Source organism: Nocardia sp. NPDC001965, assembly GCF_053594175.1.
Window position 1 is genome coordinate 54,859 of the sequence record NZ_JBSFDZ010000020.1, and the last position, 26,992, is coordinate 81,850.

General features: G+C 68.8%; 28 protein-coding genes. 11 read left to right on the top strand and 17 right to left on the bottom strand.

Annotated features, from left to right (window positions below):
* Nucleotides 1–20 precede the first annotated feature (20 nt).
* Together ACWCPQ_RS24515 and ACWCPQ_RS24520 are read left to right on the top strand one after the other, a co-directional pair.
* A complete protein-coding gene (locus tag ACWCPQ_RS24515) occupies nt 21–1,484 on the top strand; it encodes an MDR family MFS transporter (protein ID WP_449902765.1) in 1,464 nt (487 codons plus the stop codon).
* Between the two features lie 118 nt (nt 1,485–1,602).
* Nucleotides 1,603–2,406, top strand: coding sequence for an IclR family transcriptional regulator (locus ACWCPQ_RS24520; protein WP_449902767.1), 804 nt, complete (start codon nt 1,603–1,605; stop codon nt 2,404–2,406).
* 56 nt (nt 2,407–2,462) lie between these two features.
* On the opposite strand, the gene ACWCPQ_RS24525 is transcribed toward ACWCPQ_RS24520, so the two are convergent.
* From ACWCPQ_RS24525 to ACWCPQ_RS24545, 5 genes are read right to left on the bottom strand one after another with little or no spacing between them, the layout of a single operon-like run.
* A complete protein-coding gene (locus ACWCPQ_RS24525; protein ID WP_449902769.1) occupies nt 2,463–2,765 on the bottom strand; it encodes a hypothetical protein in 303 nt (100 codons plus the stop codon).
* A gap of 33 nt (nt 2,766–2,798) precedes the next feature.
* Nucleotides 2,799–3,815 carry a 2-hydroxyacid dehydrogenase gene (locus tag ACWCPQ_RS24530; RefSeq protein WP_449902771.1) on the bottom strand — a complete coding sequence of 339 codons (1,017 nt, stop codon included), beginning with the start codon at nt 3,813–3,815 and terminating at the stop codon, nt 2,799–2,801.
* A complete protein-coding gene (locus ACWCPQ_RS24535; protein ID WP_449902774.1) occupies nt 3,812–4,750 on the bottom strand; it encodes a hydroxymethylglutaryl-CoA lyase in 939 nt (312 codons plus the stop codon). Before ACWCPQ_RS24535 ends, ACWCPQ_RS24530 begins: the two co-directional genes overlap by 4 nt.
* Nucleotides 4,747–5,988, bottom strand: coding sequence for a CaiB/BaiF CoA transferase family protein (locus ACWCPQ_RS24540; protein ID WP_449902776.1), 1,242 nt, complete (start codon nt 5,986–5,988; stop codon nt 4,747–4,749). Before ACWCPQ_RS24540 ends, ACWCPQ_RS24535 begins: the two co-directional genes overlap by 4 nt.
* Before the next feature lie 23 nt (nt 5,989–6,011).
* Nucleotides 6,012–7,412: a GntP family permease gene (locus ACWCPQ_RS24545; RefSeq protein WP_449902779.1), complete on the bottom strand. Its 1,401-nt coding sequence runs from the start codon at nt 7,410–7,412 to the stop codon at nt 6,012–6,014.
* A gap of 326 nt (nt 7,413–7,738) precedes the next feature.
* Here ACWCPQ_RS24545 and ACWCPQ_RS24550 point away from each other — a divergent pair, with 326 nt between their 5' ends.
* Nucleotides 7,739–8,536: a VOC family protein gene (locus ACWCPQ_RS24550; RefSeq protein WP_449902782.1), complete on the top strand. Its 798-nt coding sequence runs from the start codon at nt 7,739–7,741 to the stop codon at nt 8,534–8,536.
* 183 nt (nt 8,537–8,719) lie between these two features.
* Here ACWCPQ_RS24550 and ACWCPQ_RS24555 read toward each other — a convergent pair whose 3' ends face one another.
* The 3 genes from ACWCPQ_RS24555 to ACWCPQ_RS24565 all read right to left on the bottom strand — a co-directional run bounded on the left by ACWCPQ_RS24555 (nt 8,720) and on the right by ACWCPQ_RS24565 (nt 11,660).
* The gene (locus ACWCPQ_RS24555) at nt 8,720–9,694 is read right to left on the bottom strand and encodes a TIGR03557 family F420-dependent LLM class oxidoreductase (RefSeq protein ID WP_449902784.1); all 975 of its coding nucleotides are present in this window, start codon (nt 9,692–9,694) and stop codon (nt 8,720–8,722) included.
* Nucleotides 9,695–9,810: 116 nt separating this feature from the next.
* On the bottom strand, nt 9,811–10,590 hold the full coding sequence (locus ACWCPQ_RS24560; protein ID WP_449902786.1) for a DUF72 domain-containing protein: 780 nt from the start codon (nt 10,588–10,590) through the stop codon (nt 9,811–9,813).
* A 194-nt stretch (nt 10,591–10,784) separates the two neighbouring features.
* Nucleotides 10,785–11,660 carry an alpha/beta fold hydrolase gene (locus tag ACWCPQ_RS24565; RefSeq protein ID WP_449902789.1) on the bottom strand — a complete coding sequence of 292 codons (876 nt, stop codon included), beginning with the start codon at nt 11,658–11,660 and terminating at the stop codon, nt 10,785–10,787.
* A 78-nt stretch (nt 11,661–11,738) separates the two neighbouring features.
* Here ACWCPQ_RS24565 and ACWCPQ_RS24570 point away from each other — a divergent pair, with 78 nt between their 5' ends.
* Together ACWCPQ_RS24570 and ACWCPQ_RS24575 are read left to right on the top strand one after the other, a co-directional pair.
* Nucleotides 11,739–12,515 (top strand): helix-turn-helix domain-containing protein, encoded by a 777-nt coding sequence (locus ACWCPQ_RS24570; RefSeq protein WP_449902791.1) that lies wholly within the window; start codon nt 11,739–11,741, stop codon nt 12,513–12,515.
* A gap of 100 nt (nt 12,516–12,615) precedes the next feature.
* Nucleotides 12,616–13,440 (top strand): YceI family protein, encoded by an 825-nt coding sequence (locus ACWCPQ_RS24575; RefSeq protein ID WP_449902793.1) that lies wholly within the window; start codon nt 12,616–12,618, stop codon nt 13,438–13,440.
* A gap of 41 nt (nt 13,441–13,481) precedes the next feature.
* Here ACWCPQ_RS24575 and ACWCPQ_RS24580 read toward each other — a convergent pair whose 3' ends face one another.
* Both ACWCPQ_RS24580 and ACWCPQ_RS24585 read right to left on the bottom strand, forming a co-directional pair.
* The gene (locus ACWCPQ_RS24580) at nt 13,482–14,693 is read right to left on the bottom strand and encodes a flavin-dependent oxidoreductase (protein WP_449902795.1); all 1,212 of its coding nucleotides are present in this window, start codon (nt 14,691–14,693) and stop codon (nt 13,482–13,484) included.
* On the bottom strand, nt 14,690–15,262 hold the full coding sequence (locus ACWCPQ_RS24585) for a chorismate--pyruvate lyase family protein (RefSeq protein WP_449902797.1): 573 nt from the start codon (nt 15,260–15,262) through the stop codon (nt 14,690–14,692). Before ACWCPQ_RS24585 ends, ACWCPQ_RS24580 begins: the two co-directional genes overlap by 4 nt.
* Before the next feature lie 102 nt (nt 15,263–15,364).
* On the opposite strand from ACWCPQ_RS24585, the gene ACWCPQ_RS24590 reads away from it, so the two are divergent.
* From ACWCPQ_RS24590 to ACWCPQ_RS24605, 4 genes are all read left to right on the top strand, one after another.
* Complete coding sequence (locus ACWCPQ_RS24590; RefSeq protein WP_449902800.1) at nt 15,365–16,450, top strand: NAD(P)H-dependent amine dehydrogenase family protein; 1,086 nt, start codon at nt 15,365–15,367, stop codon at nt 16,448–16,450.
* Nucleotides 16,440–16,955 (top strand): carboxymuconolactone decarboxylase family protein, encoded by a 516-nt coding sequence (locus tag ACWCPQ_RS24595; protein WP_449902802.1) that lies wholly within the window; start codon nt 16,440–16,442, stop codon nt 16,953–16,955. The genes ACWCPQ_RS24590 and ACWCPQ_RS24595 overlap by 11 nt, the downstream gene beginning before the upstream one ends.
* Before the next feature lie 253 nt (nt 16,956–17,208).
* The gene (locus ACWCPQ_RS24600; protein WP_449902805.1) at nt 17,209–17,676 is read left to right on the top strand and encodes a hypothetical protein; all 468 of its coding nucleotides are present in this window, start codon (nt 17,209–17,211) and stop codon (nt 17,674–17,676) included.
* A gap of 296 nt (nt 17,677–17,972) precedes the next feature.
* Nucleotides 17,973–18,593 (top strand): phosphodiesterase, encoded by a 621-nt coding sequence (locus tag ACWCPQ_RS24605; protein WP_449902808.1) that lies wholly within the window; start codon nt 17,973–17,975, stop codon nt 18,591–18,593.
* 4 nt (nt 18,594–18,597) lie between these two features.
* Here ACWCPQ_RS24605 and ACWCPQ_RS24610 read toward each other — a convergent pair whose 3' ends face one another.
* From ACWCPQ_RS24610 to ACWCPQ_RS24620, 3 genes are all read right to left on the bottom strand, one after another.
* The gene (locus ACWCPQ_RS24610) at nt 18,598–19,293 is read right to left on the bottom strand and encodes an NUDIX hydrolase (RefSeq protein WP_449902810.1); all 696 of its coding nucleotides are present in this window, start codon (nt 19,291–19,293) and stop codon (nt 18,598–18,600) included.
* A gap of 52 nt (nt 19,294–19,345) precedes the next feature.
* A complete protein-coding gene (gene lexA / locus ACWCPQ_RS24615) occupies nt 19,346–19,990 on the bottom strand; it encodes a transcriptional repressor LexA (RefSeq protein ID WP_449902812.1) in 645 nt (214 codons plus the stop codon).
* Between the two features lie 74 nt (nt 19,991–20,064).
* Nucleotides 20,065–20,673, bottom strand: coding sequence for an NADPH-dependent FMN reductase (locus ACWCPQ_RS24620; protein WP_449902814.1), 609 nt, complete (start codon nt 20,671–20,673; stop codon nt 20,065–20,067).
* A gap of 240 nt (nt 20,674–20,913) precedes the next feature.
* On the opposite strand from ACWCPQ_RS24620, the gene ACWCPQ_RS24625 reads away from it, so the two are divergent.
* Nucleotides 20,914–21,375 (top strand): GNAT family N-acetyltransferase, encoded by a 462-nt coding sequence (locus ACWCPQ_RS24625; protein WP_449902817.1) that lies wholly within the window; start codon nt 20,914–20,916, stop codon nt 21,373–21,375.
* A 17-nt stretch (nt 21,376–21,392) separates the two neighbouring features.
* A complete protein-coding gene (locus ACWCPQ_RS24630; protein WP_449902819.1) occupies nt 21,393–22,217 on the top strand; it encodes a hypothetical protein in 825 nt (274 codons plus the stop codon).
* 5 nt (nt 22,218–22,222) lie between these two features.
* Here the strand turns inward: ACWCPQ_RS24630 and ACWCPQ_RS24635 are convergent, their stop codons facing one another.
* The 4 genes from ACWCPQ_RS24635 to ACWCPQ_RS24650 are packed head-to-tail and all read right to left on the bottom strand — an operon-like array spanning nt 22,223 to nt 26,980.
* Nucleotides 22,223–23,200 carry an SCO2521 family protein gene (locus ACWCPQ_RS24635; RefSeq protein WP_449902821.1) on the bottom strand — a complete coding sequence of 326 codons (978 nt, stop codon included), beginning with the start codon at nt 23,198–23,200 and terminating at the stop codon, nt 22,223–22,225.
* A gap of 1 nt (nt 23,201) precedes the next feature.
* Nucleotides 23,202–24,203, bottom strand: a complete 1,002-nt coding sequence (locus ACWCPQ_RS24640) for an SCO2522 family protein (RefSeq protein WP_449902823.1) — start codon at nt 24,201–24,203, stop codon at nt 23,202–23,204.
* Nucleotides 24,204–25,118, bottom strand: a complete 915-nt coding sequence (locus tag ACWCPQ_RS24645) for an SCO2523 family variant P-loop protein (RefSeq protein WP_449902825.1) — start codon at nt 25,116–25,118, stop codon at nt 24,204–24,206.
* A gap of 11 nt (nt 25,119–25,129) precedes the next feature.
* Nucleotides 25,130–26,980 (bottom strand): SCO2524 family protein, encoded by a 1,851-nt coding sequence (locus tag ACWCPQ_RS24650; RefSeq protein WP_449902827.1) that lies wholly within the window; start codon nt 26,978–26,980, stop codon nt 25,130–25,132.
* Nucleotides 26,981–26,992 lie beyond the last annotated feature (12 nt).

Sequence of the window (26,992 nt, forward strand, 5' to 3'; positions counted from 1 at the left end):
ACGATCGCCGGAGGTAGCCGATGCCCGCCCTGTTATCCGTTCGCCGGACCGGAGGAGGTACTCCGGTCGTCGTACGGTTGCTGGTCATCGCGACCTTCGTGGTGATACTCAACGAGACCATCATGATCAACGCGATCCCGCGCCTGATGCACGATCTGGAAGTCACCGAGCGGGCGGCGCAGTGGGTCTCCACCGCCTTCATGCTCACCATGGCCGCTGTCATCCCGGTGACCGGCTGGTTCCTGCAGCGTGTCACCACCCGCCGCGCCTATGCGCTGGCCATGGGGATCTTCCTCACCGGTACCGCGCTGTCGGCGGTGGCGCCTTCGTTCGCGGTACTGCTGATCGGCCGGATCATCCAGGCCGGTGGTACCGCGGTGATGATGCCGCTGCTGATGACCACCCTGATGACCGTGGTACCCGAACGCGACCGCGGGCGGGTCATGGGCAATGTGACGCTGGCGATCTCGGTGGCACCGGCCATGGGGCCGGTCATCTCCGGTCTGGTGCTCCAGATCGCGTCGTGGCGCTGGTTGTTCGTGCTGGTGCTGCCCATCGCGGGCGTGGTCACCTGGTTCGGGTTGCGGCGGCTGGAGAACGTCGGCGAACCGGAAACCGGTGCGATCGACTGGATCAGCGTGGTCTTCGCCGCGCTCGGTTTCGGGAGCCTGGTGTACGGGCTGAGCCGTTTCGAGGCCGGTACGGTGGCCACTCCGGCGCTGATCACCGTGGCCGGTGCCGCGCTGATCGGCCTGTTCGTCGTCCGGCAGCTGTGGCTGCAGCGGCACGGCACCCCGCTGCTGGATCTGCGGATCCTGCGCTCGGGTACCTACACCAAGGGCCTGATCCTGATGGCGGTCGCGTTCCTGGCGATGCTCGGTTCGATGATGCTGTTGCCGCTGTACCTGCAGAACCTGCGCGGTCTCTCGCCGCTGGAGACCGGTCTGCTGGTCATGCCCGGTGGTCTGGCCATGGGACTGCTGGGTCCGGTGATCGGCCGCCTGTTCGACCGGTTCGGTGGGCGCGTCCTGGTCATTCCGGGTGCGATCGGAATCACCGCCGCGCTGGCCGGATTCACCCAGATCTCCGCGGCCATGCCGTACTGGCAGCTGCTGGCCCTGCACATCCTGCTCATGGTGTCGCTGGCCGCGGCGTTCACCCCGGTGTTCACGTTGGCGCTCGGTGCGCTGCCCGAGGACCTCTACTCGCACGGCAGTTCCATGCTGGGCACTCTCCAGCAGGTCGCCGCCGCGCTGGGTACGGCCCTGGTGGTGACCGTGATGGCGAGCCGCACCACCGCGCTCGAAGCCGCGGGTACCGATGTGCTGACCGCGCAACTCGGCGGTATGCGACTGGCCTTCGTGGTATCGGCGGCGCTGTCGCTCATCGTGATCGTGACGGCGGTCCTGTTGCCGAACCGGTCCGGTACGCACGGTGAGACGGACGACACCGAGAGACCCGATCCCGAACTCGTGGAGGTCTGATCGTTCGGGACCGTTCCCGCACGGCCGGTCCTGTCTTCCGCGCCGCCGGTGGACACCACCCGTGTCCACCGGCGGTGTCCTGTGCCGGGGTGGGCGGCCGCGGCGTAGATTCGGCGGTATGTCGAGGCAAGACGGCGGTGCGGCCGCGAACAACCAGCCGCTGCTGGTGCTGGGAAAGATCACCGAGATCCTCGATGCCTTCTCCCCGGCCCGCCCGTCGCTGACGCTCGGTGAGATCCAGCAGGCCACCGGATTACCGACGTCCACGGTGCAGCGACTGGTCACCAATATGGTGGACCGGGGTCTGCTGGATCGGGCCGGTGACCGGATCCGGGTGGGACTGCGGATGAGCTATTGGGCCGCCACGGCGGTGAAGGGACTCGATCTGCTGACGATCGTCGATCCGGTGCTGCGCGAGATCCGCGACGTCACCGGCGAGACCGCCTGCGTATTCCGCGCCGAACACGGCTTCCGGGTATGTGTGGCCATCGCCGAGACCCGGCACGCGTTGCGCCGGGACATGTACGTGGGCAAGATCATCCCGCTCTATGCCGGGTCGGCGGGTCGAATTCTGCTGGCCTGGGATCCCGAACTCGCCGAACGGGTACTCGCCGCGCCGCTGGAACCGCTGACCGAGGGCACGGTCACCAGCCCGCCCGAACTGCGTTCGCTCATCTCCCGGGCGAAAGCCGACGGCTACGCGATCAGCGCCGGGGAACGCGAGGATTCGGCTTCCGGCCTGTCCGCGCCGATATTCGACGCCACCGGAAACGTGGCCGCCGCGTTGACGATCAGCGGCCCCACGCTGCGCATGCCGCTGGCACAGTGCGAGGCCTGGGTGGACCTGCTCGTCGGCTACGCCGAACAGGTCACCCGCACCCTGGGCGGTCGTATCCCGGCCGGGGACAGCGGAACTCGCTGAGGCCGAATCGGCCGCGGCGCTGCCCGGGAATCGGTTGGCCTGGTCGCGCGTCGAATCTACGCCGCGGGCGCCCCGCCCCGGGCCCGGCGCATGAACGCCAACATGTAGTAGACGTTGTCGATATTCCGTTCGACCACGCTGACCAGTTCCCATCCCTGCGATTCGAGCAGTTCGACGCCGTTGAGCAGATGGACCACGGGCTCGAAGATCGCCCGCTGGTAGGCCGCCGAATCGAAGACGAATCCGCCGGTCTGCGGGGAGCTCAGCACCAGATTCCGGCGCGGATAGGACCGCAGATCCACGACGCCGTTCAAGACGGCGAACACATCGAAAACGGGTCCGGGTGGGGGAGCGTTCACGTCCTCATGATGGTATGAGCAGTGCCGATCCCGTCAACTCGGTGCCGTTGTCGCTCCGCCGGTGTACGCCGCAGGATCGACCGGGTACGGCGGGAGATCGCCGCGGGCCATGGCGATGGCGTTCTCGGCACAGCGGCGGGCCATCTCGGCGCGGACCGGGACCGTCGCGCTGCCGATATGCGGTAGCAGTACGGTATTCGGCAGTTCGGCGAGACCCGGTGCCAGCCGCGGTTCGTTCTCGTACACATCGAGTCCCGCCCCGGCGATCGTTTCGTCGCGCAGCGCCGCCACCAGTGCCGTCTCGTCGACGACCGGGCCGCGCGCGGTATTGATCAATATCGCCGACGGTTTCATCGATCGCAGTACCGATTCATCCACGAGATGGTGGGTCTGCTCGGTCAACGGGACATGCACCGAGAGAAAGTCGCTGGTGGCCACGAGTTCGGACCACGGCAGCTGCTGTACCCGGCCGGCGAATTCACCGAGTTCGGTCTCGCTCACCTCGCGATCACCGGGCGGGCGCGGGCTGAAGTTCACCGTCATCCCGAAGGCGAGCGCGCGCCGTGCGGTGGCCCGTGCGATCCTGCCGAATCCGGCCAGCCCGAGCGTCCGGCCGCTGACATCGTGGCCCAGCAGTAGTTCCGGCTCCCAGCCGTGGAAGTTCCCGGATCGCACGAGGGTGTCGGCTTCGACGCATCGCCGGGCGACGGCCAGGATCAACAGCAGAGCGATATCGGCCGTCGCGTCGGTGAGTACGCCGGGGGTGTTGCCCACGACGATCGAATTCGCGGTCGCCGCCGCGATATCGATATTGTTGTAGCCCACCGCAAAATTGCTGATACCGCTGATCTTCGCCCGGTCCAGCAACGCGGCGTCGAATTCGTCCTGTAATTGAGCCACGACCACCCGGTAGTCACCGGACGCGCAGGCATCCGCCAGTTCTTCCCGCGTCATCCGGGTGGGAGCCACGGTTACCGAACCGGCGGCTTCGAGCAGCCGCATACCGGGATCGGGCAACGGGGTGGTGACCAGGAAATCCGTTGCCGTCACGACTGCTCGCCGATCACCCAGTCGAACGCGTGGGCCGCCGAGCGGGCGCCCTGGGCGGTCTTCGACCGGTTCGGCTCGCCCAGATCGGCGAGCAGCGCCTCCCCGGTCTCGACGACGGTCGCGAGCACGGCTGGGGTCAGCCAGTCGGGCCGGGTGGCGAACAGGATGTCCTCGGTGGCGGTGTTGCCGCTCGCGCCGGGGGCGAACGGGCAGCCGCCCAGGCCGCCCAGCGAACCGTCCACCAGTGTCGCACCCGCGTCGACGGCGGCCAGTGTGTTCGCCACACCCAGCCCCCAGGTGTCGTGGCCGTGGTAGACGATCCGGCGCGGGGGAGTGCTCTCCCGGACCGCCCGGATCAGCTGCTGTACCTGCGCCGGCACCGCCTGGCCGAGGGTATCGGCGACAACGATGTCGACGGCGCCGTCGGTCCGTGGATCGGCGGCGATACCCAGTACCCGCGCCGGGTCGATTACACCTTCGAACGGGCAGGTGAACGCGGTCGCGATACACAGCTGGATGGCGCCACCGCAGTCCCGGGTCAGTTCGATCGCGGCGGGCATGGCGGCGACGCTGTCCTCGGTGCTGCGGCCGATATTGGCCTGATTGTGCGAATCCGATGCCGACAGGCAGTACTGGAAATTCCGCGCCCCCGCCGCGGCCGCCTTCTCGACATGGCGCGGGGTGGCCACCCACACCCAGCATTTCGCGAGTTCGGCCGGCGTCAGTGCCGCGATCACGTCGAGCGAATCGGCCAGCGGCGGCACCAGGTCGGCCCGGGCCATGGAGCCGATCTCGAGTTCCGGCACTCCGAGTGCGAGCAGTTCGCGGATCAACGCGACCTTCCGCTCGGTATCCAGCGGTTTCCCGGTGAGCTGCAGGCCGTCGCGCAGTGTCACGTCGCGCAGCTGCGCCGCGGGGGTGTAGGTGAAGGTCATACTGTAACCTCTGCTTCCGAAGTGCCTGTGACGCTGTCGATTTCGTCGTCGGTGAGGCGCAGTACCGTGGCGAGTACCTCGCGTGTGTGTTCACCCAGGTCGGGCCCGATTGTACGGATCGGTAGCGAGGCCCCGCCGATCACCGGGACGATCCCGGGGAACCCCACCGTCACCGGTTCGGCGGCACCGGTGTCCACCTGGAACTGCTGGATCATGTTCCGCGCGGCGTACTGCTCGTCGGCGCAGATATCGGCCGCGGTGTAGATCGGACCCGCCGGTACCCCGGCCGCGTCGAGAATCCGCAACGCCTCGGCCCGGGTGTGCCCGATCGTCCAACCGGCGATCGCGGTATCCAGTTCGTCGCGGCGGGCCCAGCGTCCGGCATTGTCGCGCAGATCCGGGTCGGCGCCCAGGTCCGGCCGGCCGATGGTCTCCATATAGCGCTGGAAGATGGCATCGCCGTTACCCGCGACGATGATGCTGGTGCCGTCGCTGCACGGATAGGCATTACTGGGCGCGATGCCCTCCATCCGGCCGCCGACGCGTTCACGTTTCACCCCGTAGGCGAGATAGTCGGGTACCAGGGACTCCATCACCGACAGGATCGATTCGTTGAGCGCCACATCGATGATGCGTTCCGCCAGCGGGATCGGGCCGTCGCTGCGTGCCCGCTGGAACAGGGCCATCACCGTGCCGAAGGCGGCGTGGATCCCGGCGATCGAATCACCGATGGAGACGCCGGTGCGCACCGGTGGCCGATCCGGATCGCCGATCAACTCACGCAATCCGCCGGCCGCTTCGGCCACCGCGGCGAATCCGGGCCGGGCGGCCTGCGGTCCGGTCTGCCCGTAGGCCGATATCCGGGTGATCACCACGTCCGGATTGGCTTCCTGTAGTGCCTCGGGGCCCAATCCCCACCGTTCCAGCGTGCCGGGCCGGAAATTCTCCAGCAGCACATCGCATTCGCGGACCAGATCGAGGATCAGGGCGCGGCCGGCCGCAGTCCGCAGATCGACCACGATCGACTTCTTGTTCCGGTTGATCGTGCGGTAGAGCATCGAGGTCTCACCGCCGTACAGCCGCCAGCGGCGCAGTTCGTCGCCGGTCACCGGCCGCTCGACCTTGATCACCTCGGCACCGAAATCGGCCAGCATCCGGCCGGCGGTCGGCGCGGCGATGTAGTTGCCGAGTTCCAGGACCCGGATCCCGTCGAGCGGCCGCACGGTTTCGTTGCGCATATTTTCCCTATCGTTTCCGAGATTCACAGGACCAGGCTCAGCGGCATGATGAGCGCGATCGCGACCACCGAGGCGACCGAGACTCCCACCGAGCAGGTTTTCAACGTGCCGCGCGTCGTCTGCCCCATCAGCGATTGCAGGAGCCAGAAGGTGTTGCTCGTGACGTGCACGGCGAAAAGGGATCCGGCGCCCGCGGCCAGGGCGATCAGCACCGGATCGATACCGAGCGCCGGTGCCACCGGGGCCAGGATGCCCGCCGCGGTGATCGCCGAGATGGTCACCGAACCGACCGCGATATGCAGTACGGCCGCAATGGCCCACACCATCAGCAACGGTGCCGCGGTGCTCGCGGAGAAATAGTCGCCGAGGATATCGCCGAGTCCGGTGGCCGCAATGGTGGCGGCCAGTGATCCGCCGACACCGGTCAGGATGAGGATCTGGCCGCTCTCCTGGAAACCGGTCGCGATACACCGCTGGATCCGTTCGATACCGACACTGCGCCGGCCCACGACACTGGTGCCGACGAGCCCGATCAGCAGTGCGATGACCGGGGTCGAGAGGAACTCGATCACCGGGTTGTGGATCTCGGCGACATCCAGGACCGCGCCCGCGGCGATGAGCAGGAGCGCGGTGATCAGCGGCGCCAGCAACAGCGGGAGCGGGGTGTGGGTCTGCGCGCGCGGGGGCGCTGCCACGGCGGTGCCCCCACTGCCTGCCGTGCCCCCTTCCTCGGGATCCGGCTTCGTACCTGCGGTATCCGGCCGGTCGCCGGCCGAGTAGGGCTGTTCGTCGCGTTCTTCGTTCCACCAGCCGCGGTCGAAGAGGAAGCACATCACGGCGACCGCGATGGTGACCGTGGGGATCACCAGGATCAGGCCGAACAGCAGCATCTTGCCCAGCGGTACCCCGAGGAGCCCGGCCAGAGCCAGCGCGCCGACCCCGGGCACGGTGAGCACGATGCCGCATTCACCGCCGATCGCCAGCGCCGTGGCCATCCGCGCGGTGCCTTTCCGGGTCATCTTGGCGGCGGCCGATCGGGCCAGCGGCGCCGAGATGACCAGCAGGACGTCCAGGTAGATCGATTGCAGCGCGGTGGCGACGGTGAGTGAGAGCGCGTACGGCATCCGGTCGACACCGAATACCCGGATGAGCGTCCGGACGAGACGCTCGATCGCGCCGGTCTCCTGCAACATCGCTCCGGTCAGGACGCCGAAGGCGATCAGTAATCCGACCTCGGCCATGATGTCGCCGAATCCGGTGGTGATCGTCTCGACCGTTTTCTCGGTGCCCAGGCCCGCGGTGAGTCCCAGATAGGCGGAGCCGATCACCAGCGAGACCGCCGGGTTGATCTTGAATCGGATGATCAGCACGACCACCGCGAGGACCGCGGCACCCGTGTTGACCATCGTTGCGAGGTCTGACATGTGCATATCCCATCGAGTCGCACCGGCGGCGGTGCTTTCCGTAGCGGCGGCCTGCGTTCGTGACGCAGGCCACAGAGGGTTCACATTATGAGCATAGACCCACGATATAGGCAACCACTGCGGCGGTGGTCGTGGGCCGGCGAACGCATTGCGAGGTGGTTGCCCGGCTGCCGTGCGCTGGATACGGTTGGCTCACCCTCGGCCGCGGCGGACCACCGGACCGCGACCGTACTGCGCCTGTCTCATCCGGGTCTGTCCCATCCGGCCGCAAGGCCCCGTCATCGCTCGACTCGTGCGAACCCGAAACGGAACACGGAGGACACGCAATGCCGATTCGCGAAACCCCCTGGCCGGCCGGAACCCCGTGCTGGGCCGACTGTCAGGTCGACGATACGGACCGGGCCCGTGAGTTCTACCGCGCGCTGTTCGGCTGGGAGATCGCCGAGAGCGCACCGGAAGCCGGTGGCTACCTGATGGCGTTGCGCAACGGTCACCCCGCCGCCGGGATCGGCCCCAAACCGCCCGGACCCCCGATGCCCTCGGTCTGGACCACCTATATCGCCAGCGACAACGCCGACGACACCGCCGCCGCGATCATGGCCGCCGGCGGCACCGTCCTGGCCGCGCCCTTCGACGTGCTCGACGTCGGGCGAATGCTCGTCGCCACCGATCCCAGCGGTGCGGCGTTCGGAGTCTGGCAGGCGAAACAGCATTTCGGCGCCGGGATCTACAACGAGCCCGGCGCCTACTGCTGGAACGAATTACACACCGTCGGTTACCGGCAGGCGCAGGAGTTCTACGCACAGGTGTTCGGCTGGACGTTCACCGAGATCGGCGACGGCGTGAACGTCGACTACGCGACCTTCGCCCTGACCCCCGACGGCGAACCCGTGGGCGGCCTCAACGATTCCACCAAGAATCCCGGTGCCGGGCCGTCGTATTGGCTGGCCTGGTTCCAGGTGGAGGACACCGACGCGATCCTCGCCTCGGCGACCGGTCTGGGCGCGACCCTGCTGATGGGTCCCGACGACAGCCCGTTCGGCCGGATGGGGGTCCTCACCGCGCCGCAGGGCGAGACGTTCGGTGTCATCGATACGTCGCAGGCCACCGAGATGACGTCCTGACCGGACCCGGTCGCGAACGGCCGAGACACAGCCGGGCAGCAGGCGGAACGAAGCGCCGGCTGCCCGGTACGTCGATCCCGGGGCCATACCCGGATGCGGGCGATCGATCGGAATCCGGCGAAATCGCCACCGGCGGTGGGTGGTGCGGCAGCACCGGCCCCGCCCGGCTCGCGCGGGTCAAGGTCAGGCCGGTTGCGGGGTCAGTTTGCGCAGCGGCTCGTCCAGTTCCGCGCGATAGAAATCCAGGAACCCGTCCGGATCGGGACCGGCGTTCTGCATCACCAGATGATCGAATCCGGCGTCCACGAAAGGCTGAGCCACCTCGAGGTAGCGCTGTGCGTCCGGCCCGCAGGCGAACTTCTCCAGCATGTCCTCCTCCCGTACCGTCGCGGAGGCGGCCGCGAAATTCACCGGGTTCGGTAGTTCGCTCATCACCTTCCAGCCGGTCAGCGCCCAGCGTGTGGTGTCGCGGGCGGCGCGGGCGGCGGTGGCCGCGTCCGGCGCCCACGCCATCGGTACCTCGGCGTACCGCGGGCCGTTGCCCCCGGCGGCCTCGTAGCGGGTCACCAATTCCGGCTTCGCTTCGGTGGCGAAGAGCCCGTCGCCCAGTTCCGCGGCGATATCGGCGGCATTGCCGCCACCCGCGGCCACCGCGATCACCGGCGGCTCGTCGGGGAGATCGAAGACGCGGGCGTCGGACAATTTCAGATACCGGCCGTCGTAGGACCGGTAGCCGCCGCGCCACAGCAGCCGGATGATCTCCAGCGCCTCCCGCAGCAACTGATGACGGCCGGCGACATCGACCGGGAATCCGTCGCCGACGATATGTTCGTTGAGGCGTTCGCCGGAGCCGACACCCAGGGTGAAACGGCCGTCGGAGAGCAGCGCGAGGGTGGCCGCCGCCTGCGCGATGATCGCGGGGTGATATCGCACGGTCGGGCACGTGACCCCGGTCGCGAGCCCGATCCGGTCGGTCTCGGCGGCGACGGCGCCGAGTACGGACCAGACGAAGGGGGAGTGGCCTTGATTGTCCAGCCACGGATGGAAATGGTCGCTCATCTCGACGAAATCGAATCCCGCGGCCTCGGCGCCGATGGCCTGCCGGACCAGTTCGGCGGGGCCGAATCCCTCGGCGGCGAGTTTGTAGCCGATCTCCATGGTTCCTCCGAACGCTGTAGTCGTCGACGGGCACCGTGATTCCGGCGCGCGGGCAGCGCGGTACCGGATGGTCGCGCGGTACCCGGATGGTCGCGCCGGAAACCGGTCGCCCGGAGTCAGCGAGCTGTCCCCGGGCGGATTCCGCCGGGTGTCCTGGTCACGGTCGCACCGATCGCCGTGGCGATTCCGGCGAACGCGACAGCGTCACGGACCGCGGCACCGCCGGGATCATTGTTGAAGTAGACGAATACATCGGCGTCGTCCGGCCAGGTCCGGGTCAGCCGCTCGGCCCAGCCGCGCAGCGCGCGGGTGCCGTACCGCGGCGCCGGTCGTGCGCGGCCGCGGTGCAGGCGCAGATAGCCCCAGCCGGTGGTCCGCCACCGCGGTGTCACCGGGCGAGATCCGGTATCGGCCCAGCAGAGCGCGGCCCGGTTCTGCTCGAGCACCGCGCGGATACGCGGTGACCACCACGATTCGTGCCGTGGCTCCACCGCGACCCGGATATCGGCGGGGAAACAGCGCAGACAGGTGTCGAGCAGGCCCGGATCGGCCGGGAGTGTGCCGGGTAGTTGCAGGAGAATCGGGCCGAGGCGTCCGCCCAGGCCCTCGGCGTGCCGCAGCAGCCGCGCCACGGGCTCCGCCGGATCGCGCAGACGTTTCATATGCGTCAGGAAACGACTGGCCTTGACGGCGAGGACGAAATCGTCGGGAGTTCGCTGCCGCCAGGCCGCGAAGGTCTCTCGCGCCGGCAGCCGGTAGAAGGCGTTGTTGTTCTCGACGGTCGCGAAATTCGCGGCATAGTGCTCCAGCCACAACCTCTGCGGGCATCGGTCCGGGTAGAGGACGCCGCGCCAGTCCCGGTACTGCCAACCCGAGGTGCCGATACGCAGTGTCATCGCCGGACCACCGCTGCCTCGAGCGCTCTAATATCGGTCGTCCGGTGGTCGGTCTCGATCCGGGTGCGTACCGGATCTCTTCTATCCGCTGCCGGTACGACATGGTCGACTGCCATACCCGGCGGCTACCCCGGACGCTCCCACCCATACCCGCTGCCCGGCGGACGCACGACGACGGTCCCGGCGGTCGGTCGTCACCGCGCGGGCCGGCGCAGCCAATCGCGCAGTGCCGCGGTGACCTCGCCGGGTCGCTGTTCCATCAGGAAATGATCGGCGTCCACGCGCACCAGCTCCGCGTTCGGAATGTGCCGGGCCAGCTCCTCGGCGGTGGTCATCGGGATGGCGGGATCCCGGGTCCCCCAGATGATGGTGGTGGGGCATTCGATCGCACCCAGCCGCGCCCGCAACTCGGGGCGAACCCGTACCTCGTAGCCGGACCAGAAATGCGCGTACCAGCGCCGGCCCGCCGGGGTCCGGAGCAGGCCGAGATCCTGTTCCAGCCGCTCCGGTGTGAACGTTCCGTTGCGCAGGTACCGGCGCAGGCCCCACCGGTGCACGGCATGGACCGGTGGTATCGCGATCAGGCGGCGGCCGATCCGGCGCCGGGCGGCGACGGTGAACGCCCCGAACAGCAAGGCATACGGTGCGACGAAAGTGCCGTGTGCCCGTGAGTTGAGAAGCGCCAGCCGCCGGACCCGGTCGGGCCGGCGCTGGGCGAAACCCAATCCGAGGAAGCCGCCGTAATCGTGGCAGGCCAGATCGACCCGGTCGAGTTCGAGGGCGTCGAGCATACGCGCGATCCGGTCGACCTCGCTGTCGTAGTCGCAGGACAGAGTGATATCGCGGGCCGAATCACCCCAGCCGGGCCAGTCCGGTGCGATCACCCGCCGGTGCTCGGCGAGCGGCCCGATCTGGTATCGCCAGGCCAGATGTGATTGCGGCCAACCGTGTAACAGGACCAGCGGGTCTCCGGACCCTGCCGCGGCGTAGCACAGCCGCGCTCCGTCCACGGCGGTCTCGTACATCACCGGGGGCCGGCTCGCGGCGGGGTCGATTCGATCGGTGGTCATCGCTGCCTCCTGGGAGTGGTCCACGGTGGGTATCGCATTCGAACCGCTGGTCGATCACGCGCCGGTATCGTCGCGCGTATGACCCTGTCGGCACTTCCGGAAACGTGCGCTGCGCCCGGGTCGACGGCGCGCCTGTGGGTGCGGCTGGGGCATGCTGTCTATCTCGGTCCCGGGCTGGGCCTGGCCCCGCATTCCACGGCGATCCCTTCGCTGGGGCTGGGGGTGGACGCGCCGTTCCGGGTACGCGCCGGCGAATCGGTGGACATCACGGCCCGTAGTTTCCTGTTCCGCGCCCGAGTGGTCCACCATGTGGTCCAGACCGACGGGCGGATGCTGTTCTGCTTCTTCGATCCGACCAGCGCCCGGATGACCCGATGCCTGGGCGGTATGACCGCCGAGGCCGGCGGCTGTGCCTACGCCCACCGGCACGAGGACGAACTCGCCGCACTGTGCCGCGCTCCCGATCCGGATATCGAACAGATCCTGGCGCTGGCCAGCGTGCCGTTACCGGCGATCCACGACGCGCGGATAGCCGCGGTGGCGGCGGCGATCCGGGCCGACCCCGCACATCCCCACCGGGCCGCCACCTGTGCGGGCGGCGTGGGCTTGTCGACCTCGTATTTCCTGCGCACCTTCGCCGCGCAGACGGGGACCAGTTTCCGCCGCTATGTCCAATGGGCGCGGATGGTGCGGATCGCGCGTTCCCACGCGGCGGGCCACGATATGACCCGGGCGGCCGCGGATGCGGGGTTCGCCTCACCGTCGCATTTCAGCGATACTTTCCGGGCGATGTTCGGGCTCACGCCCACCGCCTTCGTCCGGATCGGCGGCGCGCTCTCGGTCATCGAGCGGTGAGGCGGGCGCCCCTGTCGGCGGTCCGGTGGCGTGGGTATATTCGGCTCCGGCAACTAGTTGCTTGTGCTAATCAACTCTGAGTGGTGAAAAGGTGATGCTCATGTCCGGTTTGACCGGCCGCATCCACGGCGCCGACGGCTGGCCCGTACCCGAAGCGGTGCTGACCGTGACGGATATGCGCGGTCGGCAGATCTGCCGCGCGATATCCGACGAGAACGGAGCGGTGTCCACCGAACCGGTTCGTCCGGGGGTGCACACGGCGGTGATCACCGCCGCCGGCTACCAGCCCGCGGCGCGGGCGGTGCAGATCTCGTCCTCGGGATCGGGGATGCTGGGGGATATCGCGCTGGCGCCCGTCGTCGACGCCGTCGCGCTGCCGCCGGCCGGCCCGTGGACCATCGATCCGGTGCACTCCTCGGTGATCGCCACCGCGCGCCATCTGGGCATCTCCAGTATCAAGGCGCGATTCGCCGAGGTGAGCGGCCGGCTCGATATCGCCGACCGCTTCGAACAGACCTCCGGCTACGCCGAGATCAAGGCGGCCACCATCGATACCGGTATCGATATGCGCGACACCCATCTGCGGTCCAGTGATTTCCTCGACGTCGAGAACTACCCGCTGATCTCGTTCATCAGCAACGGATTCAGTCGCACCGGCGGCGACACCTGGGTGATGTCGGGCGAGTTGTCGCTGCACGGGCAGCGCCGCCCGGTCGATCTGGCGCTGACCTACGGCGGGTTCGGCCCGGATCCCTGGGGCGGAGTGCGCGCCGCGTTCCACGCCGAGACCACGCTGCGGCGTGACGATTTCGCCATCGACTACAACGCGATGGTGCGTGCGGGCGTGGCGGCGATCGGGACCACCGTCAAGATCGACCTGGATATCCAGGTCGTACAGGGAGATCAGCTCCCCGAATCCGGGTAGCAGACCGATCGCGACAGCCGGCCTGCTTCCGGGCTCGCCGGCTACCGGGTCGCGCTGGTCCGGCGGTAGCCGTCGGTGATCGCGCGCAGTTCGGCTTCGCTCAGCACGTCCTGGATGCGATCGAAGCCGGCCGGTGCCCGTTCCGCGACGATGCGCAGGGCGCGGTCCATCGGAATATCCCGGTTGGCCAGTACGACGGTGTTGGCGGATTCGCGGCGCGCCGATTCGTAGGCCGCCAGTCCGGCGACCGGATCGCCGGTGCCGGCCAATCCGGCGGCCACCGCCCGGGCGTCGAGAATCGCCTGGGAACCACCGTTGGAACCGACCGGATACATCGGGTGCGCGGCGTCGCCCAGCAGGGTGATACGGCCGAAACTCCAGCGCGGCAGCGGATCCCGGTCCACCATCGGATACTCCAGCAGCGGCTCGCTGCCGGCCAGCAGGGCCGCGGCGTCCAGACCCGCGATACGCCAGTCACGGTAGTGCGGCGCGACATCGTCGAGCCGTCCGGTTCGCGTCCACTCGGCTTCGCCCTGCTCGTCCTGCGGTGTCCGCACCTCCGCGACCCAATTGACGAGAACGTCGCCGGTCGTGGCGGTGGTGAGTGGATAGGCGACGAGCTTCGCGGCGTGATTGCTACCGGCCATCAGCATCGACGTTCCGCTGAGGAACGCCGGTGCGGTGGCGACCCCGCGCCACATCCGGATTCCGTTCCAGCGCGGTGGGCCCTCGCCCGGATACAGGTGCGCGCGGACTCCGGAATGCAGTCCGTCGGCGCCGATCACCACATCCGCGTCCAGCTCTACGGTGGTGCCGGCCGCACGGTCCTGCACGGTCACCCGGACTCGCCGGTCCTCCTGTACCGCGCCGACGAACCGGTGGCCGGTCCGTATCGCGCCGGGCCCGAGGCGCCCGAGTACCGCGTCCAGCAGCAATGCCTGTAACCGCCCCCGGTGTACCGAATACTGCGGCCACCGATGCCCGGCCGCGAGGCCGCGTGGTTCCCGCCAGATCTCGTTGCCGAATTTGTCGTAGTGCACCAGCTCGGACGTGGCGACCCCCTGCGCGGCGAGAGTGTCGTGCAGGCCGAGTTCGGCGAGGACGCCGGTCGCGTGCGGCAGCAGATTGATGCCGACCCCCAGCGGGTGCAATGTCTGCACCCGATCGATCAGTTGCGCGTCGATACCCGCCGCGTGCAGGCTCAACGCCGTCGTCAGCCCGCCGATTCCGGCACCGACGATCAGGACCCTCACCGGGCCGGGTCCAGCAACGGTACGTAGGCGGGATTGAAACGCTCGTGCAAATGCGCGACCACCGTCGATCCGTGGTCGGAGAGCACACTCTCCTTGTAGGCGCAGGCCAGGTCTTCCTGATTCCCGGCCACCGGCCATCGGGTGACCCCCGCGCCCAGTACGGTGCGCACGAGATGGCGACGGGCGGCGGCGAGGCTGTGCCCGATGGGCAACCGTTCGTCGGTGAGCAGGGCGGTGAGTTCGTCGTCGGTGGCCACCACCGCGACACTGTTCCAGGAGACGGCGGCGCCGTCCCCGGTGGTGAGGGTGGAGCGGCGGACCACCACCGGGTCGGCGTCGGCGCATCGCAGTGCCGCCCGCACGGTGGGGTCCAGGTCGCGTCCGATGGTCGTGTGCTGATCGGTGAGATCGAGTGCCAGTGGGCGGCCGACCAGCGCCTCCAGCAGTCTCGTCATGGATCCGTCAGCGCGCAGTAACATCCGGGTAACCGACGGTAAGTCCGATTCCGTTGTGTCCGTGAGGAATTCCGTCACCAGGTCAACGATACGGGGGTTGCGGCAGTGCGGCATTCCCGCCTGCGGAGATATGGGCCACCCGGCGAACGGCTGGGTATCGCCGCCGAAGCCGCCGAATTCGCCCCTTCACAACCAAGCGCTTGTTAGAATTCGCCGATGATCTCCACGGTCGTCTGGGGCACCGGCAATGTGGGCCGGGCCGCCATCCGGGCGGTCGACGCCCACCCCGGACTCGAACTCGGTGCTGTCCTCGTCCACGATCCCGCCAAGGCCGGCCGGGACGCGGGCGACCTGGCCGGGCTGGACCGGCCGCTGGGCATCGCCGCCACCACCGATATCGACACGGTGCTGGCCGCCGGCCCGGGCGCGGTGGTGTACGCCGCCTCCGGTGAAATCCGACCCGACGACGCCCTCGCCGATATCGTCCGTGCGATCGGCGTCGGAGCGGTGGTGGTGACACCGGCGCTCTACGCGCTCTACGACCAGCGCAACGCCCCGCCCGAGATGCGCGAGCCGGTGCTGGCCGCGATCGGATCCGGTGGCGGCTCACTGTTCGTCTCCGGAATCGACCCTGGCTGGGGCAACGATGTGCTGCCGCTGCTCGTCAGCGGGCTGGGCAGTGTCGTCGAGGTGGTGCGCTGCCAGGAGATCTTCGACTACTCCACCTACGACCAGCCCGATTCCGTGCGCTACCTGGTGGGGATGGGCCAGCCCATGGACCAGGTGCCGCCCATGGTGATGCCCACTGTCCCGACCATGGTGTGGGGCGGCCAGGTCCGGCTGATGGCCCGGGCGCTCGGGGTCGAACTGGACGAGGTCCGCGAGACGGTGGAACGGCTCGCCCTGGAGACCACCGTCGAGACCGCGACCATGGGAAAGTTCGAGGCCGGTACCCAGGGGGCGATGCGTTTCGAGGTGCAGGGGATCGTGGCCGGCCAACCGCGCATCGTCGTCGAACACATCACCCGGATCCATCCCTCTTGCGCGCCCGACTGGCCCGCGCCGCCCAACGGCGAGGGGGCGCATCGGGTGATCATCGAAGGACGTCCGCGGATCGAGGTCACCGTCGAGGCGACCGACGAAGGCGGCAACTACGCGGCGGGCGGCAACGCGACCGCCGTGGGCCGGCTGGTCGGCGCTATCGACTGGCTCGCCGCGGCCGAGCCGGGCCTCTACGACGCGCTCGATGTGCCGCTGCGTCCGGCGGCCGGAAAGCTGGGAAGGAACGGTCATGAGAGTTGACATCCCCGAAGGCAAGGATCCGATCGGTTACGTCTGGGGCGAGATGGTGCCCGAGATCGGTGTCGCCGCATCGAACTTCTCGCTGGCGGTGTACGCCCACACCACCCTCGGGCTGCGCGAATTCGAGGCGGCGCGACTGCGGATCGCCCAGATCAACGGATGCGTGTTCTGCCTGGACTGGCGGACCGAACGCGACGGTGTGAAGGTCGAGGAGGGCTTCGATACCGCCGTCGCCGGCTGGCGCGATACCGGCGTCCTCGACCACCGGGCCCGGCTGGCCGCCGAGTACGCCGAACGCTATGCCCTGGACCACCACAATCTCGACGAGGACTTCTGGTCCCGGATGACCGCGCACTACAGCCAGGCCGAGATCGTGGAACTGAGTATGTGCCTGGGCTCCTGGCTGGCCTTCGGCCGGCTCAACCATGTACTCGGCCTCGACGCGGTCTGCGTACTCCCGGGGCATTCGGCGCCGAGCGCCCCGGGCGCCCGGCCGGGGGCCTGAGTCCCCTGAGCGGGACCACCGCGGTGAACCGCGGTGGCGCTGGGTAATTGCGGCATATGAAGATTCGAGACCGTATCGCCCAGCCGCGCGGTGACGGTATGCGGCCTGGTCCGGGTGCCGATACGGCGCCCGGTGGCGCCGCCCCGGGGCCGGTCGGTGTCGGCCTCGTGACCGTACTCTGCGCGGAAGGGGTCCGGTCGGGCCGAAGCACCGGAATGCTCGGTGCGGTCGGCCTCGACGCGGGAGGTGGCCGATGAGACTGCATATCGTCATCGAGGAACTACAGTTCTCCGAACGCGAGCTCGCCGGTGAACTGGCGGCGGTCGCTGTCCGGCACCGTACCGAGCACGAGATCCACGACACCGCCCAGGATCTGGCGGGCTGGTCGCAGGATCACCTCCGCGAACTCGATGTGCTGGCACCTCGGTTCGGGGCCGCCGACCGGCGCCGGCGGTGGGCCCGGCTCGGCCGGCCGCGGCTGCGCGGGGCCGGCGGCCGGACCCTGGATCCCGGCGTACGACTGTTGCGGGATCTGCGCCGGTTGCATCAGCTGGCCGCGGGCGTCGCGGTGGACTGGGAGCTGCTCGCGCAGGGTGCGCAGGCGGCACGGGAACCGGAACTGCTGGAACTGGCCGAGCACTGCCGTCCACGAACCCAGCGTCAGCTGCGCTGGACCAATGCCATGCTCAAGGTGCTCTCCCCGCAGATCCTGGCGGGTTGAGGCGGAACCGGGCCACCGGAGGCCTCGGCGCCGGTGAACCCACCCAGACGGGTGCGAACCTTCGGTCGCGCCGGGTGCACCGGCGTCTCCTCGCGCAATCGATGGTGTGGTTCCGGTTCATCTGGGTAGCCGCTCCCCATCGCAACTATCGCTGCTCGACCGACGGGACGCGACGAAGGGAGTCCGACCATGACCGGACAACTGCCGGCGAATCCGCTGCCGATGCTCGTCCGCGGTGCCTTCGACACCGGAGCACGGCTGCGGCACGCTCGTTTCTTCCACCCGCGCGGGTCCGGTTGACCGGCCGCTTCCACGCCGAACCCGAATTCGTGCCACTCTTCGGTGCGGGTGAGCGCGCCACCCTCGCGCGGTTGTCCAAGGGTGTGGGTACACCGGGCGGCGTCCCGGATGTGCTCGGCCTCGCCTTCCGAGTACTCGACCGGGACGAGCGGCCGTGGGATTTCGCGCTGGCGACCACCGGACAGAATGTGGGCGCCCGGCTGTCCCTCACCCTCGCCCGTGGTTGGAACAGCGCGCGGTTCGGTAGTCTGCTGCCCTACCGGTGGGCCGGTTCCGGCCCGCTCTGGGTTCTCGCGGAACCGGACCCCGGGTTGCCCGCGACCACATCGCTGCCGGCGCTGGAGCGCTATGTGCACGCGCACCGCGCCGGATACACCGTATCCGTCGCCGGGTTCGGGACAGGGCGGCGCACGGTGGGCCGTCTGGTCCTGCGTGCGGCGGATCCGGGCGAGCACCGGACCGATTTCTACGACCCGGTCCTCAACCATCCCGCAGAAGTGGCGCTGCTACCGCGGGCAGTGCAGCGGCTCCGGGAGTCCGCCTACGACGGCAGCCGCCGCGGTCGTGGTGTCGAGGACCGGAGAACAGGGCGGGTGGTGGTGCTCCCACCCCGGTGATCGGTCAGTGGTGCGTCCAGTCGGGCTGGGCGAAATCCGCGACCCGGGCCGTTTTCGGATCGCTGCCCAGCAACACCACTTCGCGGAACTGCCAGAGCATGGCCCCGGTCGGGGCGTGGATGGTCATATCCGGGCCCAGACGCATCTGCAGCAGACCGGGCTCCCCGGGCGGTGCGTCGACCGCCGGGCCGGCGGCGTGCATCCGGGCGGAGTCCCGTAGCACCCAGTGCGGTGCGTCGTCGTCGGCGAGACGATCGAACGTGGCGTGATGCACCGAATGGACCTCGTCCGGGCTCGGGCGCAGGCTTTCGAGATCGGACACGGTGGCGACGAGGGGAGTGATGGCGAAGCCCGAGGCGGCCGGGAAATCGTCGAGGGTGCCGAGTACATCGCCGGAGCCGATCGTCAGGCCGAGCTCCTCGTGTAGCTCCCGCAGGGCGGCCTGCTGTGTCGTCTCCCCGGGTTCCAGGCGCCCCCCGGGCAGCGCCCACTGCCCGGCATTGCGACCCCGGTAGGCGCGTTTGATGACCAGGACCGCGAGCGACCCACCGGTGTCGGCCACACACAACACCACGGCGGCGCGGCGCAGCCCCTCGGTATCGGGCACCGCGATCCGCGGGAACACCGACAGCCGGGCCCGTGCCGTGGTGCGGAAATCGTCGAGGTTGTCGGGGACCCGCGGTCCCGGGTCTGCTCCCATACGTTCGATCATGCACCATCGGCGGCCTACCGCCGGGCGGTGGGCGCCGGGTTCACATCCGCCGCATCACCGACACCACCTTGCCCAGCACCACGGCCTCGTCCCCGTCGATCACCTGATAGGCCGGGTTGCGCGGTTCCAGGTACACATGGCCGGCCCGCCGGCGGAACACCTTGACCGTCGCCTCGCCGTCCAGCATCGCGGCGACGATCTCCCCGGTCTGCGCGTCGGGCTGGCGGCGCACCACCACGATGTCCCCGTCGCAGATGGCGGCGTCCACCATCGAATCCCCGCGCACCCGCAGCCCGAACACGGTGCCGCGGCCGACGAGTTCGCGGGGCAGGGTGAGGATGTCGTCGGTATGTTCGTCGGCGAGGATCGGCGTGCCCGCGGCGATATCGCCGACCACCGGTACGGCCACGGCGTCCCGGTCCGGGCGCGGCTCCGTTCCGGCGTTCAGGAACAGCCGGATATCCATCGGCCGACAGACGCCGTCGCCGCGGCGCAGGAATCCCTTCTCCTCGAGGCTTTTCAGATGTTTCGACACCGAGGACGGCGACCGCAGTCCCACGGCGTCGCCGAGCTGGCGGGTATTCGGCGGATAACCGTGCCGTACCACCCATTCCTGTATCGCCGCGAGGATCCGGCGCTGGCGTGGCGGCAGTGTCGAGGTGTCGAGGTGGTCGTATTCGGTCACCGGAGCATCGTATGGCCAGGTGTGACGGCAGCTTCGGCGGTATCGGTCACCTTGGCCGGGGCGGGCCGGCGGTCTCAGCGGCCGCCGTAGGGGCGGGTCGCGCGGGCCGTGCGCAATGCCTCGCCCCACCAGACGAGCTGATCGAGCAGTGCGGTGGCGGCGGTATCGGCCCCGGTGCCGGGAACGAGCACGCCGGTCTCGTCGCGCTGCTCCCAGGGGTTGTGGAAACTGACGGTGTCGCGGACGGTGACCGCGTGGAGTTCGGCGAAGACGGTACGCAGATGTTCGGTCGCCCGCAGGCCGCCGGAGATCCCGCCGTAGCTCACGAATCCGACCGGTTTCGCCTGCCATTCGGCGTGGTGCAGGTCGATGAAATTCTTCAGCGTGCCCGGGAAACTGTGGTTGTACTCGGGAGTGACGACCACGAAAGCATCGGCGGCGTCGAGTGTCTCGCGGGTTTCGGCGATGACGGGAGCCGGAGCCCCGAACGTGTGGGGGAGTTCGGTGGTGGCGATATCCACGGTGATCGGCGCGAGATCGGCCCGGCGTGCGGCCCTGGCCAGGAACCAGTCGCCGACCGCGGGTGCGAACCGGCCGTCCCGGCTGCTGCCGATGATGACCGCGACCCGCAGGGGTCCGGTACCGGATGCGGTGCCGAGCGTCTCGGCGATGGCGTTGTCCACGATTCCTCCAGAAGGTTCCGGGCGGCGGTTGCGCCGTTCCGGGAACCACTCTGATTCCTCAACTATTGTTCAGGTCAAGGGGTGGGTGGCCGGTATTGTGACGGGTGCCGGTGAGCGGGTATGCCGAAGATAGAACGTGGCGCATCACGGAACGATTGCGCGAGCTCTACACTGACGCGGTCGGCGAGTCGACGTTCTAGGCTGGTATCGGACGGCTTATGCCCTGGCATTAGGGAGCACATGGATATCGCGGAGGCGTCACAACCGGTGTACCGGCAGGCCCGCTTCGCCGACCTCGAGGACATCGCTACCATCGAGTCCGAGGTCTTCGGCGAGCCGTACCTGTACCTGATGTTGCGCCAGCTCTACGACCTGCACGGAACTGAATGGCTGGTCGCCGAGGTCGGCGGCACCGTCATCGGCTACGCGCTCACCCTGGAGAAATCCGGGCGCGCGCTGCTGTTCACCTTTGCGGTGGCCAAGCGGTATCAGGGCGCCGGTTTCGGCCGCGCACTACTGAACCAGACGCTGCGCGTATGCCGCGAACTGGGCGCCGATACCGTGTACCTCACGGTCCGCCCCGACAACCACCCGGCCGGAAACCTGTTCAAACAGGCCGGTTTCGAGTTCGTCGAACACGACGATCGCTATTTCGGGCCGGGCGAGCCCCGCGATCTCTACGAATACCGGCTTCATCCCTGACCGCTAGACTGGCCCACATGGGCGAGATCTCGCCGTTCGTGGCGTCGGTCTCCACCCGGATCGCCCGGCACGCAGCGGCTTACACCGCCGAACTGGATGCCGCCGAGCATCCCGAGCGGATGTCACCGGACTCCTTCGCCGTGCACGTGGAGGCCGTGCTCGACGATTACGATCCGCCCAGCGCGCGGCGTCGGCACTCCGACACTCTGGTCTTCCCCCACCTCTACGGCGCGGCCCGCACGCCGAGCGCGGACGAGGAGGGCTGGCGGGTGCCCAGCGCCGTACTCGCCGGGCTCATTGCCGCGGAGGTGGAGTTCCGTGGTCCACTACGGCTCAGCGCCCGGCAGAACACCCTGCTGGCCGAGGAATACGAGCGGATCGGCGCGCAGCTCTCGACAGTCGGGCTGGCCACCCACGCGGCCCTCGCGTTCCGTCGTGCCATGGCGCTGTACCGGGTGAACGAGGACGACGAAGCCGAGGACCGCTGCGGTCTGCAACTCGCCCGCTCGAATACGCGGGCCCTGCCGCGCGGGGTCCGGCGGTGGGCCGGCCAGGGTTCCTATCTGCTGTGCGGGCACGGGTATCGCCCGTCGTGGCTGCTGGGCTGGGTGGTGTTACAGATGTTGCTCTTCACCGGAGTCGCGCTGCTGCTGGACAAGGTCCAGCCACCCGCCGATACGATCTATATGGGCGTGACCGGTTTCCTCAACCCGCCGGGCCCCGGCGACACCCGGGAACTCCACGGCGCAGTACGGGTGCTGTTCGTGATCGAGGCATGGACGGGTGCGGTATCGATGTCGGTCTTCTTCGCGCTACTGGTCCGCAAATGGTTCCGGATGTAGCGGCCTCACCACTCCGCGTCGAAGATCTTGTGCCGCAGTGCGGACAGTGTCGCCACCGCGATATTGTCGCGTAACCGCCCGACCAGTGTGTTCCACTGCCGGGAGAAACCTGGATCGTTCTGTAGATCCTTCCAGAGTGCGCGCAGTACCGGGGGCGTATGCGCACCCGGCATCCACAGTCCGGCCAGATGTTCGAGGGCGGGGGCGAGGATATCGATGCGTTCGCGGCTGTGCGGAGCGAAGCGGTCGGCTTCGTCGAGTACATCGGCCAGCACTGTCAGCAACCAGTCGTGTGCGGCCAGGTCTTCGCAGAAGCGTTGCGCCGCATCCAGATCGACTTCGTCGCGCACGATCAACCGCACCGAGCGGACGGTATCGTCGTCCATGTGCAGCGTGGCCGCCGGACCGCTGCTGCCGCCGACCCGGGCGGTCCAGCGCAGCCTGGTGGTACCGGCCTGCACCGGCGGGCTCTGGTCCAGCCGGGAATCGGCGCGCACCCGGGCCAGCAGGCGCTCACTGATGGACGCGAGGTCCAGCGGTGCCGAACCGGGGAGAGGTGCGGCGGCGAGATAGCCATCGGCCAGGCCGTTACCGGCCGCCATCCGTTCGGGGATGCGAGTGACGATCTCGGTGACGCCCTTCTGGCTGATGTAGTGCGACCAGGTCTGGCGGCGGCGCTCGGCGGCCCGGACGACGCGGGTGCGAGCCGAGGACTGCAGCACGCGGCCGCCGGCCAGCGCGAGACTGGTAGCGACGGTGCCGACGATCCGGGCGTTCTGCTCACCCAGCCGTAGATCGCAATCGACTCCCACCGCTGTGGTCGGCGACAGGCCCAGGGTGCCCGGCCGCTCCCGCCACCGCACCCCGCAGCCGGGTAACAGCGCGAGCAGTTCACCGGCCTCGGCGCGGGTGAGCGCCGTGGCCGACGGTAGTAGGCAGGTGCGTACCTCGCCGAGGACGACCAGGGGCGTGCTCGCGGCCATCTCAGGACCCGTCGAGCAGCAGATGGGACAACCGCTCGCTGATCTTGCGCGGCACGACCACGTCTTCGATGGCCCCGGCCGCGATGATCTGCGCGAGCACGTCCTCGTCCAGGTCGAGGTGATCGAGCACCAACCGCACCGCGTGCTCGATTCCGAGATAGCGTTTGGGCAGCATCGACAGGGTCTGGTAGGCCGCGAACGGCGCGGCCTCCGGGTTCAACTGCACCACCGGCGGTACCTCCTGCCACCGGCGGGGCCACGGTTCGCCGTTCCACTGCTGCGGATCCACCACGGCGGCACCGTGATACCGCAGCATCCCCAAGCGCAGCAGATGCCAGACCGCGGCCAGGAACGGGCACGACCAGCGAGTCACCGTCACGCCGTCGGCGACCTGGGTGCTCCACAGCTGCACATCGAGGAAGATCGAGTGTTCCCGGCGCCCGAATTCCTCGGGCGGTTCGTAGTTGCGGCCACGCATCGCCTGGGCCGGTTCGTGTTCGGAGGACCGGCGGCCGTTGCACAGCCACCCGGACTGGGCGGTGGGTGGCCGGCGCCCGGTGTCGGGTGGTGCCGGTTCGGCGACGATCCGCGCGGCCACCATCTCGGCCACCGGTATCGGTTCGCCCAGCGGTACCCCGTCCACGAACTGCGAGGTCTGCCAACAGCCCGACTCGCGCGCGAGATAGTCGATGGTCAGACCGGATTCGGCGGCGGCGGCGAGCAGTTTGCCGAGCACCTCGGCCGGATCGGTATCGGGCTGGAAGTAGTCGTCGATCAGATAGCAGGTACTGACCCGGACCTGCGGACCGAACCGGACCCGGGCCGATTCGGTGAACGCCGCGACCAGCGGCACGATCCGGCGGAACTCCTGCCGCACCCGTTCCGGGTCGCCGAGCAGGTCGTTGAGATAGAAGTGCCCGACCTCGATCGACAGATGTGACAAGGGAACCGGGGCGACCCAGGGCTGTTCGGTGGCCTCGGTGTAGACCTGCCTCTCCCGCATCTAGAGCCTCTCCCAGCTGGCGACGTCCACGAGACGCCGCGCGAGTTCGGTATAGGCCTGCGCGGTTTCGTGATTGGCGATATGGGCGTTGACATCGCTGTCGAGGATGAGCTGTTCACGCCACTGCAGTATCGGCTCCATCGGCGTGGCCCCCAGGACGGCGGTCGAGCCGAGACGGTTGGCGGTGGCCAGCCGCCGCAGCGCGACATCCTGTTCCTGCAGCCAGGCCGCCTGCGCCGCGCGCTGCGCGGTGAGATGCGAATCGGCGGCCGGGACGGCCGTGCGGATATAGCGGGTCGAGCCGAGTAGTTCGTCCGGGTCGTGGCCACAGGCGGCGCCGGTCTGCAGCAGACCGTGCGGTCCGTGGACCAGTCCCGCCGCGGCCAGGATGTGCTGACGCGTCCAGCGGTGGAAGATCAGCCAGCGCGCGGTCCGTCGGCGCAGTTGCGGGAGCGCGGTCGCCTGCAGGGCGATCTCCAGGGCCACCGACCGTCCGGCGCTCAGATCGACGACCACCACCCGGAACTCCTGTTCCAGCGCTACCAGCAGTTCCGCGCACCTGGTCACCACTGCGTCGTCCGCGGTGAGGAATTCGGCGCCGCCCTCGTCCCCCGGGAACAGGACCAGCCGGCCGGAGCGGGGTGCCACCCGCTTGAGTTCCGGGCGGTCGGTGGCGGTGCCGATATCCACCCGGGCCGCCGTACCGGTCTGACCCAGCAGATACGAGTGCACGCCGCCGTCGGCGATACCGCGTTCGACCGTGCTGATCTCGAAAAGAGCGCCGGCGGTGGGTGATCCGAAGTCGAAGTCCACATAGGCGACATTGCGCCCCGACATACACAACCGGTACGCGATATTGCAGCTGGTCACCGAACGTCCGGTGCCGCCCTTGTCGGAAGTGGAGAAAACCAGCACCTACGCCCTCCTCACCGGGTCGCGTCCTGGCGCGCGTACGCCAGTTCGTCGAGCTGGATCAGGGCCTGGGTGGCCAGGCTGTAGGCGGTGCCGGGCCGTTCGTGCAGCACACCGCGCGCCCGGTCCAGCGACTGGCGGATCCGGTTCACCGCGGCCTGTTTCGGAGTCAGATCGTCCCCGCCGACCTCGAGCTCCTCCTGGTTGAGCAGGTGTTCGGCCTCGCTCAGCAGATCGACCGCGCGAGCGACCATGGTCGCGGGGGCCAGCGGCGGTTCACGGAAGGTGTCGTAGGCGATCACCAGGCATTCCATGACCCGTTCGGTGACGAACCAGGACGGGCCGGCGGGGATCGGCAGCGCGGGATCGAGGATGGCCGCCGGGTCGTCCCAGAGTCCGGCCGCCGGTCCGTCGCGCTGGATGCGCTGGGCGAGATGATCCATGGCCGCCTCGGCCAGGGCCATCAGCTGATCGCGGGTGTCGACGTCGGTGCGCAGACGGGCCGCCTGGAGGCAGCGTTTGAGCATCATCGTCACGAAATCCGGGACGTACCACTCGAGGGCAGGGCCGCCGCCGATGTTTTCGCTACCGGCCAGACCCAGCCGGACCCCCGGATAGTGCAGCACGGCGGCCGCGTCCCCGGCGGTGAGGCGGCTGGTGATCCGGCCGCGGCGCGCGAGCTGGTCGAATACGGCCACCGTCCGGGCCAGATCCTCGGTGCTGTCCCGGTAGACGAGGTCCTGGATGAGGATGGCGGTGACGGTGAGACTGAAATAGTCCGATTCCTCACCGTCGGAGGTCCGCCACGGAATGTCTTCCAACGGCCAGCGTCCACCACCGAAACGGGCCACCGTCGCCCAGTAGTTGCGGGCGAGCTCGAACCGGAGTTGCAGCGCGTCGGCCAGTTTGCGCTGATCGTCGGTGAGCAGGTCCAGTTCCCGGATACGTTGCGAGGACAGGTCGATGATGCCGTCGAGTGCGACGGCGGTGAAGTACAGATAGGGGCGGGGTTCGGCGTGGCCGGGCGCCTGCCCGGCGCCACCGGGTACGAATTCGATGGGCTCGGCGGTGCGCACGATGCCCCAGCCCCAACCACATTCGAACAGTCGCTCGTCGTCGGCGACATCCACTTCGGTGGCCTGGCTGAGCCGGACCTCGTTCGCCGCCTGGACCCGCAGCCGCTCCAGACGTGCCGACAACCGGCGGATCACCTCGTCGGCGGGTGCGTCGTTCTGGTTGATCATGTGCAGGATCGCCTGCCCGGCCTCGGATTTCGGCTCGGGGGTGTGGATGACGAAACTGCGCACCAGACCGGCCATGGCCGCGGTGAGGCGGATGCCCACCGCGTCGATCACCGGCGGAATGCGCTCGCTCAACTGCCGGGCCTCGCGCCGGACCTCGCCACCGACGAAGCGCTGGAATCCGCGCAGGAAGCGCAGCGCGGCGATGCAGAGGCTCAGCGACATGGAATAGGAGTCGACGATATCCAGTGCCAGCTGGGCGTCGGTGGGCGGCCGCTCGTCGGCCGTACGGAGGTAGGAACCGGCCGCGAAGTCCGGTTGGCCGTCTGGACCGGTATAGCGCGCCATATAGTCCTCGAGCAGACCGACCAGCGCTCCGCCGATACGGGTCTCGTCGCCGAAGGGGCCGAAGGCACGCCGGGCGTCGGTCGCCATATCGTCGGGTTGATCCAGGGCGAAGGCCTCGAGCTCGGTCGCCGGATACAGCAGGCACAGCAACTGTTCGGCGTCGCTGATCGAGTTCGTGCCGTCCCGGCCGCCCCAGCTCCAGGTCTTGTCCCGGTAGGAGCAGGCCAGCACGGCCCGCCACAGATCCAGCAGCTGTTGCCGCGGCCTAATTCTCATATTCTGTGTCCT

Bases quoted from the DNA above. Each gene is read 5' to 3' on its own strand.
- ACWCPQ_RS24610 (WP_449902810.1), bottom strand. From the start codon at position 19,293: ATGGGAGCAGACCCGGGACCGCGGGTCCCCGACAACCTCGACGATTTC.
- ACWCPQ_RS24575 (WP_449902793.1), top strand. From the start codon at position 12,616: ATGTCCGGTTTGACCGGCCGCATCCACGGCGCCGACGGCTGGCCCGTA.
- ACWCPQ_RS24630 (WP_449902819.1), top strand. From the start codon at position 21,393: ATGGGCGAGATCTCGCCGTTCGTGGCGTCGGTCTCCACCCGGATCGCC.
- ACWCPQ_RS24625 (WP_449902817.1), top strand. From the start codon at position 20,914: ATGGATATCGCGGAGGCGTCACAACCGGTGTACCGGCAGGCCCGCTTC.
- ACWCPQ_RS24545 (WP_449902779.1), bottom strand. From the start codon at position 7,412: ATGTCAGACCTCGCAACGATGGTCAACACGGGTGCCGCGGTCCTCGCG.
- ACWCPQ_RS24535 (WP_449902774.1), bottom strand. From the start codon at position 4,750: ATGACCTTCACCTACACCCCCGCGGCGCAGCTGCGCGACGTGACACTG.
- ACWCPQ_RS24600 (WP_449902805.1), top strand. From the start codon at position 17,209: ATGAGACTGCATATCGTCATCGAGGAACTACAGTTCTCCGAACGCGAG.
- ACWCPQ_RS24520 (WP_449902767.1), top strand. From the start codon at position 1,603: ATGTCGAGGCAAGACGGCGGTGCGGCCGCGAACAACCAGCCGCTGCTG.
- ACWCPQ_RS24650 (WP_449902827.1), bottom strand. From the start codon at position 26,980: ATGAGAATTAGGCCGCGGCAACAGCTGCTGGATCTGTGGCGGGCCGTG.
- ACWCPQ_RS24565 (WP_449902789.1), bottom strand. From the start codon at position 11,660: ATGACCACCGATCGAATCGACCCCGCCGCGAGCCGGCCCCCGGTGATG.
- ACWCPQ_RS24590 (WP_449902800.1), top strand. From the start codon at position 15,365: ATGATCTCCACGGTCGTCTGGGGCACCGGCAATGTGGGCCGGGCCGCC.
- ACWCPQ_RS24595 (WP_449902802.1), top strand. From the start codon at position 16,440: ATGAGAGTTGACATCCCCGAAGGCAAGGATCCGATCGGTTACGTCTGG.
- ACWCPQ_RS24550 (WP_449902782.1), top strand. From the start codon at position 7,739: ATGCCGATTCGCGAAACCCCCTGGCCGGCCGGAACCCCGTGCTGGGCC.
- ACWCPQ_RS24555 (WP_449902784.1), bottom strand. From the start codon at position 9,694: ATGGAGATCGGCTACAAACTCGCCGCCGAGGGATTCGGCCCCGCCGAA.
- ACWCPQ_RS24515 (WP_449902765.1), top strand. From the start codon at position 21: ATGCCCGCCCTGTTATCCGTTCGCCGGACCGGAGGAGGTACTCCGGTC.
- ACWCPQ_RS24585 (WP_449902797.1), bottom strand. From the start codon at position 15,262: ATGCCGCACTGCCGCAACCCCCGTATCGTTGACCTGGTGACGGAATTC.
- ACWCPQ_RS24640 (WP_449902823.1), bottom strand. From the start codon at position 24,203: ATGCGGGAGAGGCAGGTCTACACCGAGGCCACCGAACAGCCCTGGGTC.
- ACWCPQ_RS24570 (WP_449902791.1), top strand. From the start codon at position 11,739: ATGACCCTGTCGGCACTTCCGGAAACGTGCGCTGCGCCCGGGTCGACG.
- ACWCPQ_RS24560 (WP_449902786.1), bottom strand. From the start codon at position 10,590: ATGACACTGCGTATCGGCACCTCGGGTTGGCAGTACCGGGACTGGCGC.
- ACWCPQ_RS24635 (WP_449902821.1), bottom strand. From the start codon at position 23,200: ATGGCCGCGAGCACGCCCCTGGTCGTCCTCGGCGAGGTACGCACCTGC.
- ACWCPQ_RS24540 (WP_449902776.1), bottom strand. From the start codon at position 5,988: ATGCGCAACGAAACCGTGCGGCCGCTCGACGGGATCCGGGTCCTGGAA.